The following is a 16,309-nucleotide window of genomic DNA, read 5'->3' as shown; positions in this document are numbered from 1 at the left end:
GTGAGCGCACAGATCCATGAGACAGCGATTGTCCATCCCGAGGCCCATTTGGCGGAGGATGTGGTTGTTGGCCCGTATTGTGTCATCGAAGCCGATGTGAGCATCGGACAAAGGACGCGACTGGACGCTTTCGCTCAGATCAAAAGCCACACGGTGCTAGGGGCGGACAACCACGTCCACTCCTACGCTTGCGTCGGGGGCATTCCGCAGGATCTCAAATTCCACGGGGAAAAGACGGTGCTCGAGATTGGGGACCGGAATACGATCCGGGAGTACGCCACCTTGAATCGCGGCACGGGCGACGGTGGTGGCGTCACCCGGGTGGGTTCGGATTGTCTGCTCATGGCGTATTCCCATGTGGCCCACGATTGCCAGGTCGCTGACGGGGTTATCCTGGCCAATGCGGCAACTCTGGCCGGCCATGTGGAAATAGGTCACCATTCCGTGGTCGGCGGTCTCTCCGCCGTGCACCAGTTCGTGTGCATCGGGGAATTTGCCTTTATCGGGGGGAAGACCGGCGTCGCCCAGGACGTGCCCCCGTATGTCCTTGCGGCCGGAGAACGGGCGACCATGCGCGGGCTCAACCTGGTCGGACTCAAGCGCCGCGGGTTCAATAAGGAGGCCCTGCAGGGACTGCGCAAGACCTACAGCTTGGTGTTTCGCTCCGGTCAGGGACGTCAGGAAACCCTGGACCAGGCGCTGGAGCAGTGGGGGGAGAATGAGGAGGTTCGCCGCTTTGTCGATTTTATCCGCCAAAGCGAGCGCGGCGTGATTCCCCAGGAACGCGATACCCGCGGCTAAAAGCACCGGGCTCCTGCCCGACGTAATGCCCAGCGTGGCCCGCTTAGCCGTGCCAGGGGGCATTGCACCAGAATCCCAATTTTTTGTTGTCCGTTGTCGGAGAGATCTTCCATGCCCCACGGCGATCCGCCTGTTCTGGGACTCGTGGCCGGACAGGGCCAATTCCCCGCCCTGGTTGCGGCCGGGGCCAAGGCCCAGGGCTGGGGCGTGGCTGCGGTGGGATTTGCGGAGAATACCACGAGCGGATTGGCTGCGGAAACGGACTGGTTCCAATGGCTCAAACTGGGGCAACTTGGCAAACTGGTCGCGTTTTTCCGCACCCACGGCGTGCGCCAAGTGGTGTTTGCTGGGGCCATCAATAAGCCGCGGGCCCTGGATATCCGTCCCGATTTCAGGGCCGCCCGGCTGTTGTGGAACCTGCGGAGCAAAAGCGACAACACCCTGTTGACGGCTGTCGCTGGGGAGTTGCGCCGTGAGGGGATGGAGGTCGTCTCAGCCCTGCGCTTTGTGCCGGAGTTGCAAACCCCGGCGGGCCAGTTGACCAAGCGGGGATTGAGTCGCCGGGAACAGCAGGACCTTGAATACGGCTGGCCCATTGCCAAAGCCATTGGCCGGATGGATATTGGGCAGTGCGTGGTTGTGCGCGAGCAGATGGTCGTGGCTGTGGAGGGGCTGGAAGGGACGAATGCGATGCTCAAGCGCGCTGGTGATCTTGGCGGGCGCGGCGGCATGGCTATCAAGATTTTTAAACCCGGCCAGGAAGAGGCCATTGACCAGCCATCGGTTGGGCTCTCTACTGTGGAGACCATGCTCGAGGCCGGTCTGACCAGTCTGGTGGTTGAAGCGCACACGAGTCTGTTTTTCGACCGCGATGCCAGTGTCGCTTTGGCCAATCGGCATGGACTGTGCCTGTATGGCCGCAGTGATGGGCAGGACGGGGGCGACTGATCCTCGCTTTGGATCCCCTGCCGTCTTCTTGGCTTCCGAATTGGAGCGCTTCGAGTGTTTCGGACCGCGTACCCTCCGAGCGACCGCGTGTCTTTCCCGCCGTTTTTCCCGAATCGTTTGTGTCTCAGCCGGCTTCGCCGAAGGCAGCGCTGACCAGCCGCCGTGTGCTTGGGGCTTGGGGCTCGGACAGCACGGCCTCCGTGGCCCCGTGCTCCACACAACTGCCGCCGTGCATGACCAGAACTTCGTGGCACAGGGCGCGGACCAGCTTGAGATCGTGGGAGATAAACAGATAGCTCAAACCGAGTTCTTTTTGGAGGCGCCGCAGCAAGACCAGGATCTGGGACTGGATGGAGCGGTCCAGAGAAGAGGTCGGCTCGTCCAGGACCACAAGGCTGGGGCGGAGGATGAGCGCCCTGGCGATGGCGAGGCGTTGACGTTGGCCACCGGAAAATTCATGCGGATAGCGGTGGCGCCAGGCGGGGTCGAGGCCGACCAACTCCATGGTTTGGACCACGCGCTGGATCCGGTCCGATTCCCCGAGGGATTCATGGACCTTAAGCCCTTCAGCAATGATGGCCGTGGTGTCCAGCCGTGGATTGAGGCTGCCGAAGGGATCTTGAAAGATGATTTGCAGTCGGCGGCGCAAAAAGCGGAGTTGGGAGGAGCGCAGCGAATCGATCCGCTGCCCGTCGAACAGAATCTGGCCGCGACTGTGGGCCAAACGCAGCAGGGCCATGCCAAGCGTCGTTTTTCCCGAGCCGCTTTCCCCGACAATCCCCACAGCATGCCCCTGCCGCACCCGGAGATCGACCCCGTCCACGGCTTTGACGTGCCCCACCGTCCGTTTGAATACTCCTTTTTTGATCGGGAACCAGGCCCGGAGTCCTGCGGCATCCAGAAGTACGGGGGCTGTAGCACGGGCGGGAACCGGCGCCCCGTGTGGCTCGGCATTGATCAAAGCCGAGGTGTACGGGTGGTGCGGCTCGGCCCAGAGTTCAGCCGTGGGCCGATTTTCGACCAGGCGGCCCTGCTTCATGACCGCGGTGTCAGCGGTAACGTCCTTGATCATGGCCAGGTCATGGGAAATGAGCATCAAGGCCATATCGAAATTGTGCTGCAACCGCTGCAGCAGGTCCAAAATCTGGCGCTGGACGGTGACATCCAGGGCGGTCGTTGGTTCGTCGGCAATAAGGACCCGCGGGGATGTGGAAAGGGCCATGGCGATCATGACCCGCTGGCGCTGCCCCCCTGAGAGTTGATGGGGATAGGTCGTGAGTTTGGCCGCCGGTTCCTTGATTTCGACCATCTCCAGGAGCTCAATCGCCTTCTTGCGGGCGTTCGCTCCGGAAAGACCCGTATGCCATTGCAGCGGTTCGGTGATTTGCCGTTCAATGGTGTGCAGCGGGTTCAGAGCGGACAAGGGCTCTTGAAAGACCATGGCCGCGGAGTTGCCGCGCAGAGCCCGCACAGTTTTGGCATTGGCGCGCAGGATATCGGTAGCGTTCAACTCGAGTCTTTCAGCCGTGCAGCGGGCTGCCGGGGGCAGCAGGCCCATCAGGGCCAGGGCGGTGACGGATTTTCCGGAGCCGCTTTCGCCTACCAGCCCCAGGGTTTGTCCGGCCTCCAAGGACAAGCTCACACCGTTGACAGCCGGCTCCTGGTCCCCCGGGAACCAGACGCACAGGTTTTTGATCTCGACAATACGCCGCACACCGGTCATAGAATGTTCTCAAGGCCAAGCAGCAGCCGTTTTTGGTCCAGTCCGGAGCTGAAGCCGCCCAATTGTTTGCCGGCCCCGAGAACGCGGTGGCACGGGACCACCAGCGGCCAGGGGTTGCAGGACATGATTCGGCCGACTGCCCGGGCCGCCTTGGGCCGGCCGCAGGCCTGGGCCAGCCCGCCGTAGGTGGTCCACTCCCCCCAGCCCACGGTTTGGGCCAACGCCTCGAGTACGGTGCGGGCAAAAGGGGGCACGGTCGTCCATGCCAGCGGCAGCGCAGGCCAGGCCGTGGGCTTCCCGTCCGCATAGGTCTCAAGGCTGTGGAGCAACACTTCTCCCCACTCGGAGAGAAGGCTGCTTCGCTGTCCCTGTGCTGGAATATGCAGCCGTATCCGGGTCAGCCTCCCCTCCTGCCAGGTGCAGCTCAAAGCCAGGGGTGAGGTGACGAGGTGTTCCGTTCCGGCCAAGCGGGGCTCAGACATGGGTCACCTCCTGGCCAGGCAGGTCCAGACTGGGCGGAAGAGGGGCATCGGTGGTAAACCAGGGCGCTGGAGCCGGGGCCCACCGGCAGCCTTGCCAGACCGCACTGGCTTCAAGCGTTTCGTGGATGGCCTGCCGCACGGTCTGTTTCGCTCCGGCCCAGTTCGGGGCGATCAATTCCCCGGGCGCCGGGTCGCCGTTGAGGCGGTGAATGACGATGTCCTGGCGCAGGTCGGCCAGCCCCTGGGCGAGCCAGCGGCAATAGTCGTCGCGACTCGGCGGGACGTAGCGTCCAGCCTCGAACCACTCGGCCAGCGGGGTGTTGTGGCAGACATAGAGATTGTGGAATTTGACTCCGTGCACCGGCAACTCGTTCACGAACCGGACCGTTTCCAGAAAATCGGGTTCTGTCTCGCCGGGCAGACCAGCGATGAGATGGGCACAGATCTTGAGCCCTCTGGCGGCAGCGGCGCGGACCGTGGCTGCGAACGTGGCCGCATCGTGGCCGCGATTGATGCGAGCCAGGGTCTCGTCGTTGGAGGATTGCAGGCCGATATCGAGCCAGACCTCCGGGAGATCGAGATCACCCAGCAAATCCAGCTTGGCTGGCTCAAGACAATCGGGCCGGGTGCCGATACAGATACCGCTGACATCGGGTAAGGCGCGCAGTTGGTCCAGCAGTCCGGCAAACCGGTGGACTGGCCCGTAGGAGTTGGAAAACGACTGCAGATAGGCCAGAAACCGCCGGGCCTTATAACGGCGGCGGAAGCGGTCGCGCCAACCGTCCCATTGTTCGGCGAGGGTCCTGCCTTCGGCCGCCTGCCCCGTGCCTGAGCCCGAAGGATTGCAAAAAATGCACCCGTGGCGGGAGAGGGTTCCGTCGCGATTGGGGCAATTCATGCCGCCATCAAGAGGGATTTTCTGGACCCGCTCGCCAAAGCGCTGGCGCAGGTAGGTAGAGAGGGCGTAGTACTTTGTGGTCATTGGAAATAGCTTTATGAGGCCCTTCAGGCAGCTTCTTCGTTGCCTGGAGAGATGAGTTTTGATAGATAGCAGCTTCTGATTTTGTCTATAACGCGACTGTCGTCAAGCGAGGAACTATGTCGAGGATATTCAACAAAATATTGGGATGTTTTTCAAATGATCTGGCCATCGACCTAGGAACGGCCAACACCTTGGTTTACGTGCGGGGCAAGGGGATTGTCTTGCAGGAACCCTCGGTGGTGGCGGTCAAAAAGGATAATCGGGGCATGAACCGGGTTCTGGCCGTGGGGGAGGAAGCCAAGCGGATGCTGGGCCGGACCCCGGGGAATATCGTGGCCATTCGGCCGATGAAAGATGGAGTGATCGCGGATTTTGAGATCACCGAGGCCATGCTTCGCCATTTCATCAAAAAAGTCCACAACAGCCGCCGTCTGGTCCGGCCCCGGATCGTCATCTGCGTGCCCACAGGTATCACCCAAGTCGAAAAGCGGGCCGTGAAGGAATCCGCGGAAAGCGCCGGCGCCCGAGAGGTCTATCTGATTGAGGAGCCCATGGCCGCGGCCATTGGATCCAATCTGCCGATCACCGAGCCGACCTCGAATATGGTCGTGGATATCGGCGGCGGGACCACCGAAGTGGCGGTCATCTCCCTGTCCGGTGTGGTCTACAGCAAGTCAGTCCGCGTTGGCGGGGACAAGATGGACGACGCCATCATGCAGCACGTCAAGCGCAAGTACAATATGCTCATCGGGGAGAGCAGCGCCGAAATCATCAAGAACAAGATCGGCTCGGCCTACGACCTTGAAGAGGAGGAGGAACTGGAGATCAAGGGCCGCGATCTGGTCTCCGGCATCCCGCAGCACGTGACCATCACCTCCGGAGAGGTGCGCAAGGCCATCGCCGAACAGGTTGACAGCATCGTCCAGACCGTATTGATCGCTTTGGAGCAGACACCGCCGGAACTGGCCGCGGATGTCGTCGACCGCGGGATCGTTCTGACCGGTGGCGGCGCCGCCCTGCGGGGACTGGACCAGTTGCTGCGCGAAGAGACCTCCCTGCCGATCACCGTTGTCGACGCACCATTGACAACAGTCGTCATGGGTTCGGGGAAGGTGCTGGAGAACCTCCAGGTGCTGAAGGAGGTTACCGTAGATTAAGATTTTGACGCCCCGGGCACGCAAGGTGCTGTTCCTGTTTTTGCTGCCCCTTTTGGCCTATTTGCTGGTCTATACCTGGAACGTCCAGACCGGGGCTCTGGACCGCTTAGCCGCCTGGACCGGCCTGGAGGCGGTTGGCTGGGTCCTGGTCCCGGGTCAATGGGTCGAGCAGCGCTCAACCCAGATGTGGCAGCGCTATGTCTATCTTATGGATGTGCAGCGCGACAATGAGCGCTTGCGGGCCAGGGTGGACTCGCTGCGCTTGGAAAATCTCGCACTGGAGCGCAGGGCTCGGGCCACGGAGCGGCTCAGACGACTTTTGCAAATGCCCGCGCGACCGGAGTGGCGTCTGACCGGAGCCCGGGTCATCGGGCACAGACAGGGGCCAAATGGACTCCTGCGCACGCTGATCATTGATGTCGGCTCTGCGGAAGGGGCTCGCGAAGACCTTCCGGTGCTCACGCCGCAAGGCGGGGTTGGACGTGTTTCCCGGGTCTCCCCGCATTTCAGCACAGTGCTTCTGCTGCACGACCCCAACAGCCGTATTGCCGTAATCAGCGATACCACACGGACCAGCGGGATTCTTGTCGGTCAAGGGGCGGGATCGTCCCTGGACGTAAAATATATCCCGCAAAACGAGCCCCTCAAAAAGGGCGAACTCCTGGTGACCTCCGGACTGGCCGGCATTTTTCCCAAAGGGATCCCCCTGGCGCGGGTGCGTTCGGTCGTGCATTCAGAGCTGTCCCTTTTTCAAAACGTGGTCGCCCAGCCGTTACTCAATCCCCATCGCCTTGAAGAAGTTCTGCTCTTGCACCAACGGACTGCCGTCCCTGGGCAGCCCTCAGACAATGCGACCGCTGCGGCGGACGTTTCCTAGCGCTTATGCCCAAGCCGTTGTGGTGGCTTTTGTTTACGGTCGTCGGGATCTGGCTGCAGCATTTCCTGCCCGGAGTTGATCTCCTGGTGCCGGGGTTGATTGTCTGTCTGCAGGAAGACGGTCCCGCGCCAGCCCTGTGGTTGTCGGCCCCGTGGATCCTGATTCAGGAAGGAACAGGAAGTCTGCATTTCGGTGTCGGCGTGTTGTGGTATGCCGGGTTGTGGGTCCTGTTTTACGCGGGGCGACTGCTTCTTGAATCCCGCAGTGGTGTGTTTGTCATCCTCTTTGCCTTTTTCAGCGGCTGCTACCATTTCTTTTTGGTCCAGATATTCAGCCGTTTGCAGGGCCTGGAAGTCCCGCTGGCCTTACAGATGCAGGACAGCCTGCGTCATATTTTTCTCTTCCCTCTGGTATGGCTGGTGGTCTCCTTTCTCTATCGCGGCCGGGAGGCAGGGCATGCTTGACGCCGAACTCTTTCAGCCATCGAAAAAAGGCCTCGTTCTTGTCCGGCTTTGTATTCTGGGGCTGTTCTGCGTTTTTGCTCTGCGTTTGTGGTATCTACAGATCCACAAGGGGGAGACGTTTGCCAGTAAAGCCCGGGAAAACCGGCTCCGCGAGATTCCCGTCTATGCCCCCCGGGGGCTGATTCGGGACCGGCACGGGACCCTGGTCGCGGAAAACACCCCTGCCTACGCGCTGGCCCTTATCCGGGAGGAATCCCCCGACATTGCCGCCTGCCTGCAGCAAGTCAGTCGCTGGACCGGCCACCCTCTTTCTGAACTCCGCTCCCGTTTTGAGCGCGGGCGGAAGCGGACCCGCCCTTTTGAATCACAGGTGCTCATCCCCCATTTGGATTTCGAACTCGTGGCTCGCATTGAGGCCCACGCCCCTGAATGGCCGGGACTGAAAGTCTTGAGCCGGCCACAGCGGTATTATCCCTATGGGCGTGATCTGGCTCATGTCCTGGGGTATGTCGCCCAGGCTTCAGAGGAAGAACTCCGCTCCGATTCCATGCTCCGATTGGGCGATACGGTCGGTAAGCAGGGCATTGAAAAGGTCTTGGAACAGCGATTGCGCGGTGACAAAGGGCGGAAACAGGTGGAGGTCGATGCTGTGGGCCGCGGCCTCCAGGAACGGGTCTTGCGACAGCCCAAGGCGGGTAACGATGTCCGCCTGAGCATTGATTTGTCCCTGCAACGTCTGGCCATGGATCTTCTGACCGACAAGGCCGGGGTGATCATTGTTCTCGAACCGGAAACAGGCCAGGTGCTGACGTTGGCCTCAAGCCCGTCTTATGACAGCAATCTTTTTGTCGAAGGGATCTCACCGAAGGATTGGAAACGGCTTTTGCACCACCCCCGCAATCCGCTGCAGAACAGGGCCATTCAGAGTGCCTACCCTCCGGGGTCCGTGTTCAAGCTGGTCATGGCCGGGTGCGCGTTGCATGAAATGGGCGTCGATCCAGAGCGGGAGGTGTATTGCAACGGCGCCTACCGACTGGGGAACAGGTCGTTTCGATGTTGGAAGAAATGGGGGCACGGGGATGTAGATCTGCAAAAGGCCCTGGTCCAATCCTGTGATGTGTATTTTTATAAGCTGGGTCAGGAACTCGGCGTGGATACGATCAGTCCCTACGCCAAGGCCTGGGGCCTTGGCAGTAAAACCGGGATCGGGCTGCCCCACGAACGCAATGGCCTCATTCCGAGCCGGGCCTGGAAACGGCATCAGCTCGGGGCCGGCTGGCAGGGTGGAGAAACCTTGAATATGTCGATCGGCCAAGGGTTTACACTGACCACGCCGCTGCAGATCGCTCGGGTGGTCGGGGCCCTGGTCAACAAGGGGCAGTTGGTGAAGCCGACACTGCTGCAGGATGCGGCTGTGGAGATCGAGGGCGAAGTTCCGCTGGATCCTCCAGAACGGCAGCGGATCGTCGAGTACATGGTCGATACCGTTGAGTCACGCCGGGGTACGGCTCGTGTCCTGCGCACCGAGGATGTGGTCATCGGGGGCAAAACCGGCACGGCCCAGGTCGTGAAGCTCAGAGACGATGAGGAGGAAGAGGAGGAGACCCCGTATAAATACCGCGACCACGCCTGGATGGCGAGTTTCGGTCGCCGAGGTGAGGACCAATACGTGGTGGTAACCTTTATTGAGCACGGCGGACATGGGGGGGCGGCGGCTGGTCCGCCGACCAAGGCCATCTATGAAGCACTTTTTCCCCAGTTGGGAAAAGGAGACGAGACCGATGACGCCGGTTGACCAACGCCTTTTCATCCATCTGAACTGGGCCTTGCTGGGACTGGCTCTCGTGTTGTTCAGCCTCGGTGTGCTCAATCTGTACTCGGCGAGTTCCCTGCGCGGCATTGAAGGACTTGCGGTGACCGCATTTTATAAAAAGCAGCTCATCTGGGGAACGATCGCCTTTGCCGGCATGCTGTTGTTCATGAGTTTTGATTACCGCCATCTGGAGGTCCTGGCCTGGCCGCTGTATTGGGTTACCGTGGTCTTGCTGCTCATTGTCCCGCTGTGGGGCAAAACCATTTACGGCGCCCAACGCTGGGTTTCCCTGGGGTTTTTCAATCTCCAGCCCAGTGAACTGGCCAAGGTCGCCGTTTTGCTCGTTGGAGCCCGAATGCTCGCCCGGGTCCCTGGTCTTTTGAACTGGCCGGGGCTGATGAAGGTGGTGCTCATGGGCGGCCTGCCAGCGGGACTGATTATCATCCAGCCGGATCTTGGCTCGGGCCTCAATCTGCTTCTGCTTTTAGGGGGCATGATTTTGTACAAGGGGATGTGGCGCCCGGTGGCCAAAACCTTGTTCATTTCCCTGCCGCTGCTTGTTCCCTGCGGATGGTTTTTCCTCCACGATTACCAGAAGCAGCGTATCCTGACGTTTTTGCATCCCGGCAGCGATCCACTCGGGTCCGGGTATCACATTTTGCAGTCCCAGATCGCTATTGGATCGGGCCAATTCTGGGGCAAGGGATTTCTGGGGGGCACCCAGAGCCAACTCCGGTTTCTCCCCGAAAAGCACACCGATTTTGCCTTCGCCGTCTTTGGAGAAGAATGGGGGTTTGTCGGCTGTATCGCCCTGTTGAGCCTGTTTTGCCTCTTTTTGTTCCAGATCAGCCTGGTCGCCCAGGAGTCCAAGGACAGTTTTGGCAGTTACGTGGCAGCCGGTGTCTTTTTTTATTTCTTTTGGCAGATTCTGATCAATATGGGCATGGTTCTCGGACTTATGCCGGTGGTGGGCATTCCCTTGCCCTTTTTGAGCTATGGCGGCAGCTCGCTCGTGGTCAACTGCTGCCTGCTGGGCATGGTCCTCAATGTTTCCATGCGGCGCTATGTCTTCAAACAGGGCCAGAACTAACGGGGCCACGAAGCAGCCGTTTCGTTATCCCCCTGCGGCTCCCTCCTCGGCATCCAGGGGCTCTGGGAGTCTGCGGCCCATCGCCTGGTGATCGGTGTGCCGTGGCTTGGGGTGTCTCGGCAGGTTGCTGACAATCTCCCAACGGCAGATAACTGCAATACCTTCAAACGCTTGCGGGCAAGCACCTCTGCTTTTTGTCGCCGTCACCGGGGAGTTTAGAACCATCTGCTGTATACAAAGTTTCCCACGGGTCAGTGAGGAGAAGAGGCTGAGTCAAGAGCAAAGGTTGGTGCTGCAAGGAGTGAGGTGGCATCAACCGGACTGAAAAAAAATCCCTTGGTAGTTGTACGAAAAAATCCTCCCGCAGCAAGAGGAGAACCGGGCAAAAAGGCGGTAACGCAAAGGGAAACAGCCCCGACGTGAAAAAGGGCACAAAACTGATCGCTCGACCAGTAGTATGCGCCATGACTGATCTTTCGGGAAAAAGGCTTTGACACGAAATTGGAAATTGGCTAAAGCCGCAATGACTTTGAACCAAAATTCACATACTCGTGGGGGGCGGCATGATTGAACTCAATCTCACCTTCTTCATCCAGTTGGTGAACTTTCTCATCATTCTGGCAGTCTTGAACCTCATCCTCTTGCGGCCGATTCGCGGCATCCTGCAGCAGCGGGCCGACCAGATGGGGGCCCAGGTGGGCGCTATCGACCGGTTTAATACCGAAGCCGAGAGCAAGCTCCAAAATTACGAGCAAGCCCTGGAGCAGGCTCGTGAAAAGGGGGCCCAGGTCCGGGACGAATTCAAGGCCGAAGGACAGGGCAAAGAGCAGGAAATCATCGACCAGGCTTCTCATGAAGCTTCAGTGGAGCTGGAAGAATCGCGCCAGAAGATCGCTTCTGAGCGTGAGGCAGCTGCCAAGGCATTGCGCAAGCAGGTCAAGGCGTTTGCTGAACAGGCAACGGAAAAGATTTTCAGCCGGGCCTAAAACCAGAACAGAAGGAGGGTGGAGCGTTGCGAAGATTACGGAGCATCGGGGTCATCGCGACGGCGCTGGTCTTCATGGCCGTTGCCGCCTGGGCCTCAGAACAGGGGGGCGGAGAAGCCGCGCACGGCGGATCGTGGATGAACCTTTTCTGGCGGACAGTGAATTTTGTTATTTTCGTGGCCATTATTTATAAATTGGCCGGAAAGCGCATCCGGGAGTTTTTTACCGGACGGCGCCACCGTATCGCGACGGAACTCAAGGACCTTGAGACCCGCAAAGCGGATACGGAAAAACGCTTGGCCGAGGTCGAGCAAAGCATTGCTGACCTGGACAAGAAACGTGAAGACATCTTGGCGGAGTACAAGCAACAGGGCGAGGCTCTCAAGGAATCCATCGTGGCCAAAGCCCACGAGCGGGCTGAGCAGATCCAGGCCCAGGCCGAGAAGACGGCCCAGCAAGAGCTTCGGCAGGCGGTCAAGGACGTGCGGGCCGAGATCGCCGAGGCTGTCGCCTCTGCCGCGGAGAAGTCGATTGCGGATAAATTGAATAAGGAAGATCATAAAAAACTTGTTCAAGATTATCTAACAAAGGTGGTGCTCAATTGACGGGACAAATGATCGCTTCCAGGTATGCTCGCGCCTTGTTCCAGTTGTGCAAGGAGCAGGGTGGCAATGAGCTGGAGTCGACTGCCCAGCAACTGAACGCGTTGGCAACAGTCATGGAACAGTCGCCGGAGCTGTACCGCCTTTTCCGCAACCCGGCCTTTAGCGCCCAGGAGAAAAAGAATGTCATCGAAGCCGTGCTGGCCAAGGGCGAGTATGCGGCTGTGGTGATCAATTTTTGCCGGCTGCTGGCCGACAAGGGTCGTTTGGCCATTCTCCCGGACGTCGACGCTGTTTTCCAGGTCCTTTTGGATCAGGAAAAAGGTGTTATGCGCGGAGAGGTGGTAACTGCCGTTTCCATGCCCAAAACCGATCGCGAAAAAATCAAGTCGCAGCTGGAGGGCCAGCTTGGGCAGGAGCTGGTGTTGGACTTCAGGGTGAACAAGAAGATTTTGGGTGGACTTGTGCTGAAGGTGGGGGACAAGCTCTATGATGCCAGTCTCCGGGCACAGCTCGATATGCTCAAAGAAAACTTGAAGAGGGGTGAGTAGTGGCCATGCAAATCAAAGCAGAGGAAATCAGCAAGGTCATTCAGGACCAGATCCAGAATTATGAAGCTCGGATGGAAACCAGCGAAACCGGTACGGTCATCTATGTTGGTGACGGTATCGCCCGGGTCCACGGCGTGCAAAACGCCATGGCCATGGAATTGCTGGAGTTCCCCGGCGGCGTAAAAGGGATGGTCCTGAACCTGGACGAAGACAATGTCGGCGTGGCCTTGCTCGGTGAGGACTCCCACATCAAAGAAGGGGACGAGGTCAAACGTACGGGCGAGATTTTTTCCGTGCCGGTTGGCGAAGCGGTCAAGGGTCGCGTTATTTCACCCCTGGGTGAGCCGCTCGACGGCCTGGGGCCCATTGACGACACCGAGAGCCGTCCGGTGGAAATCAAAGCTCCGGGCATTGTTCAGCGTAAATCGGTCCATGAACCCATGTACACTGGGCTGAAGGCCATTGACGCCATGACGCCCATCGGCCGTGGTCAGCGCGAATTGATCATCGGCGACCGTCAGGTTGGAAAGACCGCGATCTGTCTGGACTCGATTCTGGCTCAGAAAGATTCCGACGTGCATTGCTTCTACGTGGCCATCGGGCAGAAAAAATCCACTGTGGCTTTGGTGGCCGACGCCCTGCGCCAGCACGGCGCCATGGAATACACGACCATCATCTCGGCCACCGCGTCTGAAGCGGCCTCGCTGCAATTTATTGCCGCCTACGCCGGATGCACCATGGGCGAACATTACCGGGACAACGGCCAGCACGCGCTTATCTGCTACGATGACTTGTCCAAGCAGGCTGTGGCTTATCGCCAGATGTCACTGCTGCTGCGGCGCCCCCCCGGACGTGAAGCCTTCCCCGGCGACGTCTTCTACCTCCACTCCCGTCTGCTCGAGCGCGCGGCCAAGCTGAGTGATGAGGAAGGGGCCGGCTCCCTGACCGCCCTGCCGATCATCGAAACCCAGGCAGGCGACGTGTCAGCCTACATCCCGACAAACGTTATTTCCATTACCGACGGCCAGGTCTATCTGGAACCGAACTTGTTCAATGCTGGGGTCCGTCCGGCGATTAACGTCGGTCTCTCGGTCTCCCGTGTCGGCGGTGCTGCTCAGATCAAGGCCATGAAACAGGTTGCTGGTACATTGCGCCTTGACCTGGCCCAATATCGCGAATTGGCCGCGTTCGCCCAGTTCGGTTCCGACCTGGACAAGGCGACACAGCAAAAACTCGAGCGCGGTGCGCGCATGGTCGAATTGCTCAAGCAGCCCCAATACAAGCCCATGAAGGCCGAGGAACAGGTGGCCGTGCTCTTTGCCGGCACCCGCGGCTATATGGATGATGTTCCTACTGATGCCGTGCGGAAGTTCGAGGACGAATATCTCGAGTTCATGTACAATTCCAAGCAGGACGTTTTGCAGGCCATCAAAGAGCAGGCAAAATTGGACGAGGCCCTGGAAGAAAAACTCAAGGCGGCTGTGGAGGAGTTCAAAAAGGGATTCCGCGCTGAAGGCTAGGGGGTTGACCGATGCCATCTTTGAAGGATGTCAAGAATAAGATAGCTGGGGTGAAGAAGACCAAGCAGATCACCCGAGCCATGAATATGGTCGCCTCGGCCAAGCTGCGCAGGGCCCAGGACCGGATCGTTCGTTTCCGGCCCTATGCCGAGAAATTTTACGATATTCTCGGCGATCTCTCCGCACGCGCCGATCACGATGCCCACCCGTTGCTGGAAGTCCGGGAGGAGATCCAGAATGTAGGCATCGTCTTGATCACTTCCGATAAAGGGTTGTGCGGCAGCTTCAATATGAATCTGATCCAACAGGCGTTGAAGCTGGCTGAGGCAAAACACAACGAAGGGAAGTCCGTGACTTTCTACTGCGTGGGCAAAAAGGGCCGCGATGCGGTTCGTAAACGGGGCTATACCCTGGCCACGGCCCATGTGGATGAAATGAACGTCTTTGATTTCTCGTTGGCCAACTCGATTGGCACGGAAGTCATCGACGCCTATCTGGACGGCAGCCTGGACGAGGTCCATCTTGTCTATGGTGAGTTCGTTACCCTTATTCGCCAGAACCCCAGACAATTGCAGATGCTGCCGATTGTGACGGAAGGCGAAGCCGAGGAAACCGGCGCCGCCAGCGAATACATCTACGAGCCCTCTGTCGAGGGACTATTGGCGGAGATCCTGCCGCGCTTTATCAAGGTCCAGGTCTATAGAGGATTGCTGGATACATCGGCCAGTGAGCATGCCGCGCGCATGACTGCGATGGACAACGCCACAAACAATTGTGACGATATGATCAGTTCGCTGACTCTGGTCTACAACAAGACCCGGCAGGCGGCCATCACCACAGAACTCATGGATATCGTCGGCGGCGCTGAAGCGCTGCAATGATAAAAGGGGGCAATGAGACTATGAGTGTGAACAAAGGCAAAATAGCTCGCGTTATGGGGGCTGTTGTCGACGTGGACTTCACCGACGGACAGCTGCCTGAACTCATGAGCGCGTTGGATATTAACAACCCGAACAATCAGGACGCATCCGACCTCGTGGTCGAGGTCGCCCAGCACCTTGGCGATAAAGTGGTTCGCTGCATTGCCATGGACGCGACGGAAGGCCTGGTTCGTGGGATGGAAGTCGTTGATACCGGAAAGCCCATCTCGGTTCCTGTGGGCAAGCCCTCCCTGGGGCGGATCATGAACGTTGTCGGGCGTCCCGTTGACGAAGCCGGCCCCATTGATGACAGCATCACGATGCCTATTCACCGTGAGGCTCCGGAACTCGTCGATCAGAATACGGCCGTCGAACTCCTGGAAACCGGTATTAAGGTTGTCGATCTGCTGATCCCCTTTCCCAAGGGCGGGAAAATGGGCCTCTTCGGAGGCGCCGGTGTCGGCAAGACGGTTATCCTTATGGAGATGATCAACAATATCGCCAAGGAACACGGCGGTAAATCGGTCTTCGCCGGTGTCGGGGAGCGGACCCGTGAAGGCAACGACCTCTACGAAGAAATGAAGGAAGCCGGGGTTATCAACAACGCCGCGCTGATTTACGGGCAGATGAACGAACCTCCTGGAGCCCGTGCCCGGGTGGCGCTGACTGCGCTGACCTGTGCGGAGTATTTCCGTGACGAGGAAGGGGAAGACGTCCTGCTCTTTATCGACAATATCTTCCGCTTCACCCAGGCCGGGATGGAAGTTTCCGCCCTGCTTGGCCGGATGCCTTCCGCGGTCGGTTACCAGCCGACCCTGGGCACCGACCTTGGTGAACTCCAAGAACGGATCACCTCGACGCAAAAAGGCTCCATCACCTCGGTCCAGGCCGTGTATGTGCCTGCCGACGACTTGACCGACCCCGCGCCGGCCACGACCTTTTCGCACTTGGACGGAACCCTTGTTTTGTCCCGTCAGATCGCTGAACTGGGGATTTACCCCGCTGTGGACCCCTTGGACTCCACGTCGCGGATTCTGGACCCCAACGTCCTGGGCACTGAGCACTATCAGGTCGCCCGCGGCGTGCAGCAGGTCCTGCAGAAGTACAAGGATCTCCAGGATATCATTGCCATTCTGGGTATGGAAGAATTGTCCGATGAGGACAAGTTGACCGTCTCCCGGGCCCGTAAAATCCAGCGCTTTCTCTCGCAGCCCTTCCACGTGGCCGAGGCCTTCACCGGCAAGCCTGGCAACTATGTCCGTATCGAGGATACCATCAAGGGCTTTAAGTCCATCTTGGACGGCGAACTTGATGATATCCCGGAAGGCGCCTTTTACATGGCCGGTGATATCAACGAAGTGCTTGAAAGAGCCAAACAATCCTCGTAACCGCA

16 protein-coding genes are annotated in these 16,309 nt (G+C 59.2%); 13 read left to right on the top strand and 3 right to left on the bottom strand.

All coding sequences use genetic code 11. The features are described 5' to 3' along the window. Positions 1–801 (top strand): acyl-ACP--UDP-N-acetylglucosamine O-acyltransferase, encoded by an 801-nt coding sequence (gene lpxA, locus DRET_RS11145; RefSeq protein WP_015752652.1) that lies wholly within the window; start codon positions 1–3, stop codon positions 799–801. A 111-nt stretch (positions 802–912) separates the two neighbouring features. Further along, positions 913–1,749 carry an LpxI family protein gene (locus tag DRET_RS11140; protein WP_015752651.1) on the top strand — a complete coding sequence of 279 codons (837 nt, stop codon included), beginning with the start codon at positions 913–915 and terminating at the stop codon, positions 1,747–1,749. 124 nt (positions 1,750–1,873) lie between these two features. Here the strand turns inward: DRET_RS11140 and DRET_RS11135 are convergent, their stop codons facing one another. Genes DRET_RS11135 through mnmL form a run of 3 tightly spaced genes read right to left on the bottom strand, consistent with a single transcriptional unit; the run spans position 1,874 to position 4,936 of the window. Further along, complete coding sequence (locus DRET_RS11135; RefSeq protein WP_015752650.1) at positions 1,874–3,472, bottom strand: ABC transporter ATP-binding protein; 1,599 nt, start codon at positions 3,470–3,472, stop codon at positions 1,874–1,876. After that, positions 3,469–3,954: a methylated-DNA--[protein]-cysteine S-methyltransferase gene (locus tag DRET_RS11130; RefSeq protein ID WP_015752649.1), complete on the bottom strand. Its 486-nt coding sequence runs from the start codon at positions 3,952–3,954 to the stop codon at positions 3,469–3,471. Before DRET_RS11130 ends, DRET_RS11135 begins: the two co-directional genes overlap by 4 nt. After that, positions 3,947–4,936, bottom strand: coding sequence for a tRNA modification radical SAM protein MnmL/YtqA (gene mnmL, locus DRET_RS11125; RefSeq protein ID WP_015752648.1), 990 nt, complete (start codon positions 4,934–4,936; stop codon positions 3,947–3,949). Before mnmL ends, DRET_RS11130 begins: the two co-directional genes overlap by 8 nt. Positions 4,937–5,052: 116 nt before the next feature. Between mnmL and DRET_RS11120 the strand changes: the two genes are divergently transcribed. The 11 genes from DRET_RS11120 (at position 5,053) to atpD (ending at position 16,304) form a co-directional block, all read left to right on the top strand. Beyond that, a complete protein-coding gene (locus DRET_RS11120) occupies positions 5,053–6,093 on the top strand; it encodes a rod shape-determining protein (protein WP_015752647.1) in 1,041 nt (346 codons plus the stop codon). A 40-nt stretch (positions 6,094–6,133) separates the two neighbouring features. Beyond that, positions 6,134–6,970 (top strand): rod shape-determining protein MreC, encoded by an 837-nt coding sequence (gene mreC / locus DRET_RS11115; RefSeq protein ID WP_167317805.1) that lies wholly within the window; start codon positions 6,134–6,136, stop codon positions 6,968–6,970. 5 nt (positions 6,971–6,975) lie between these two features. Continuing rightward, positions 6,976–7,434 (top strand): hypothetical protein, encoded by a 459-nt coding sequence (locus DRET_RS11110; RefSeq protein ID WP_015752645.1) that lies wholly within the window; start codon positions 6,976–6,978, stop codon positions 7,432–7,434. Beyond that, a complete protein-coding gene (gene mrdA, locus DRET_RS11105) occupies positions 7,427–9,229 on the top strand; it encodes a penicillin-binding protein 2 (protein ID WP_015752644.1) in 1,803 nt (600 codons plus the stop codon). Before DRET_RS11110 ends, mrdA begins: the two co-directional genes overlap by 8 nt. Further along, the gene (rodA, locus tag DRET_RS11100; RefSeq protein WP_015752643.1) at positions 9,216–10,337 is read left to right on the top strand and encodes a rod shape-determining protein RodA; all 1,122 of its coding nucleotides are present in this window, start codon (positions 9,216–9,218) and stop codon (positions 10,335–10,337) included. Before mrdA ends, rodA begins: the two co-directional genes overlap by 14 nt. 563 nt (positions 10,338–10,900) lie before the next feature. Further along, positions 10,901–11,323: an ATP synthase F0 subunit B gene (locus DRET_RS11095; protein WP_015752642.1), complete on the top strand. Its 423-nt coding sequence runs from the start codon at positions 10,901–10,903 to the stop codon at positions 11,321–11,323. Positions 11,324–11,397: 74 nt separating this feature from the next. Continuing rightward, on the top strand, positions 11,398–11,928 hold the full coding sequence (gene atpF / locus DRET_RS11090; protein ID WP_052293339.1) for a F0F1 ATP synthase subunit B: 531 nt from the start codon (positions 11,398–11,400) through the stop codon (positions 11,926–11,928). Then, positions 11,925–12,476 (top strand): ATP synthase F1 subunit delta, encoded by a 552-nt coding sequence (gene atpH, locus DRET_RS11085; RefSeq protein ID WP_041282026.1) that lies wholly within the window; start codon positions 11,925–11,927, stop codon positions 12,474–12,476. Before atpF ends, atpH begins: the two co-directional genes overlap by 4 nt. A gap of 5 nt (positions 12,477–12,481) precedes the next feature. Then, positions 12,482–13,996, top strand: coding sequence for a F0F1 ATP synthase subunit alpha (gene atpA / locus DRET_RS11080; RefSeq protein ID WP_015752639.1), 1,515 nt, complete (start codon positions 12,482–12,484; stop codon positions 13,994–13,996). 11 nt (positions 13,997–14,007) lie between these two features. After that, on the top strand, positions 14,008–14,877 hold the full coding sequence (locus DRET_RS11075; RefSeq protein WP_015752638.1) for a F0F1 ATP synthase subunit gamma: 870 nt from the start codon (positions 14,008–14,010) through the stop codon (positions 14,875–14,877). Between the two features lie 20 nt (positions 14,878–14,897). After that, positions 14,898–16,304: a F0F1 ATP synthase subunit beta gene (gene atpD / locus DRET_RS11070; protein ID WP_015752637.1), complete on the top strand. Its 1,407-nt coding sequence runs from the start codon at positions 14,898–14,900 to the stop codon at positions 16,302–16,304. Positions 16,305–16,309: the final 5 nt, after the last annotated feature.

The sequence above is a fragment of the Desulfohalobium retbaense DSM 5692 genome (assembly GCF_000024325.1).
Taxonomy (GTDB): domain Bacteria; phylum Desulfobacterota; class Desulfovibrionia; order Desulfovibrionales; family Desulfohalobiaceae; genus Desulfohalobium; species Desulfohalobium retbaense.
This window is presented reverse-complemented; position numbering and strand designations above follow the sequence as displayed.

Coding starts and splice junctions, on each gene's coding strand:
- DRET_RS11140 (WP_015752651.1), top strand. CDS start 913: ATGCCCCACGGCGATCCGCCTGTTCTGGGACTCGTGGCCGGACAGGGC.
- DRET_RS11135 (WP_015752650.1), bottom strand. CDS start 3,472: ATGACCGGTGTGCGGCGTATTGTCGAGATCAAAAACCTGTGCGTCTGG.
- DRET_RS11130 (WP_015752649.1), bottom strand. CDS start 3,954: ATGTCTGAGCCCCGCTTGGCCGGAACGGAACACCTCGTCACCTCACCC.
- mnmL (WP_015752648.1), bottom strand. CDS start 4,936: ATGACCACAAAGTACTACGCCCTCTCTACCTACCTGCGCCAGCGCTTT.
- DRET_RS11120 (WP_015752647.1), top strand. CDS start 5,053: ATGTCGAGGATATTCAACAAAATATTGGGATGTTTTTCAAATGATCTG.
- DRET_RS11110 (WP_015752645.1), top strand. CDS start 6,976: ATGCCCAAGCCGTTGTGGTGGCTTTTGTTTACGGTCGTCGGGATCTGG.
- mrdA (WP_015752644.1), top strand. CDS start 7,427: ATGCTTGACGCCGAACTCTTTCAGCCATCGAAAAAAGGCCTCGTTCTT.
- rodA (WP_015752643.1), top strand. CDS start 9,216: ATGACGCCGGTTGACCAACGCCTTTTCATCCATCTGAACTGGGCCTTG.
- DRET_RS11095 (WP_015752642.1), top strand. CDS start 10,901: ATGATTGAACTCAATCTCACCTTCTTCATCCAGTTGGTGAACTTTCTC.
- atpF (WP_052293339.1), top strand. CDS start 11,398: ATGGCCGTTGCCGCCTGGGCCTCAGAACAGGGGGGCGGAGAAGCCGCG.
- atpA (WP_015752639.1), top strand. CDS start 12,482: ATGCAAATCAAAGCAGAGGAAATCAGCAAGGTCATTCAGGACCAGATC.
- DRET_RS11075 (WP_015752638.1), top strand. CDS start 14,008: ATGCCATCTTTGAAGGATGTCAAGAATAAGATAGCTGGGGTGAAGAAG.
- atpD (WP_015752637.1), top strand. CDS start 14,898: ATGAGTGTGAACAAAGGCAAAATAGCTCGCGTTATGGGGGCTGTTGTC.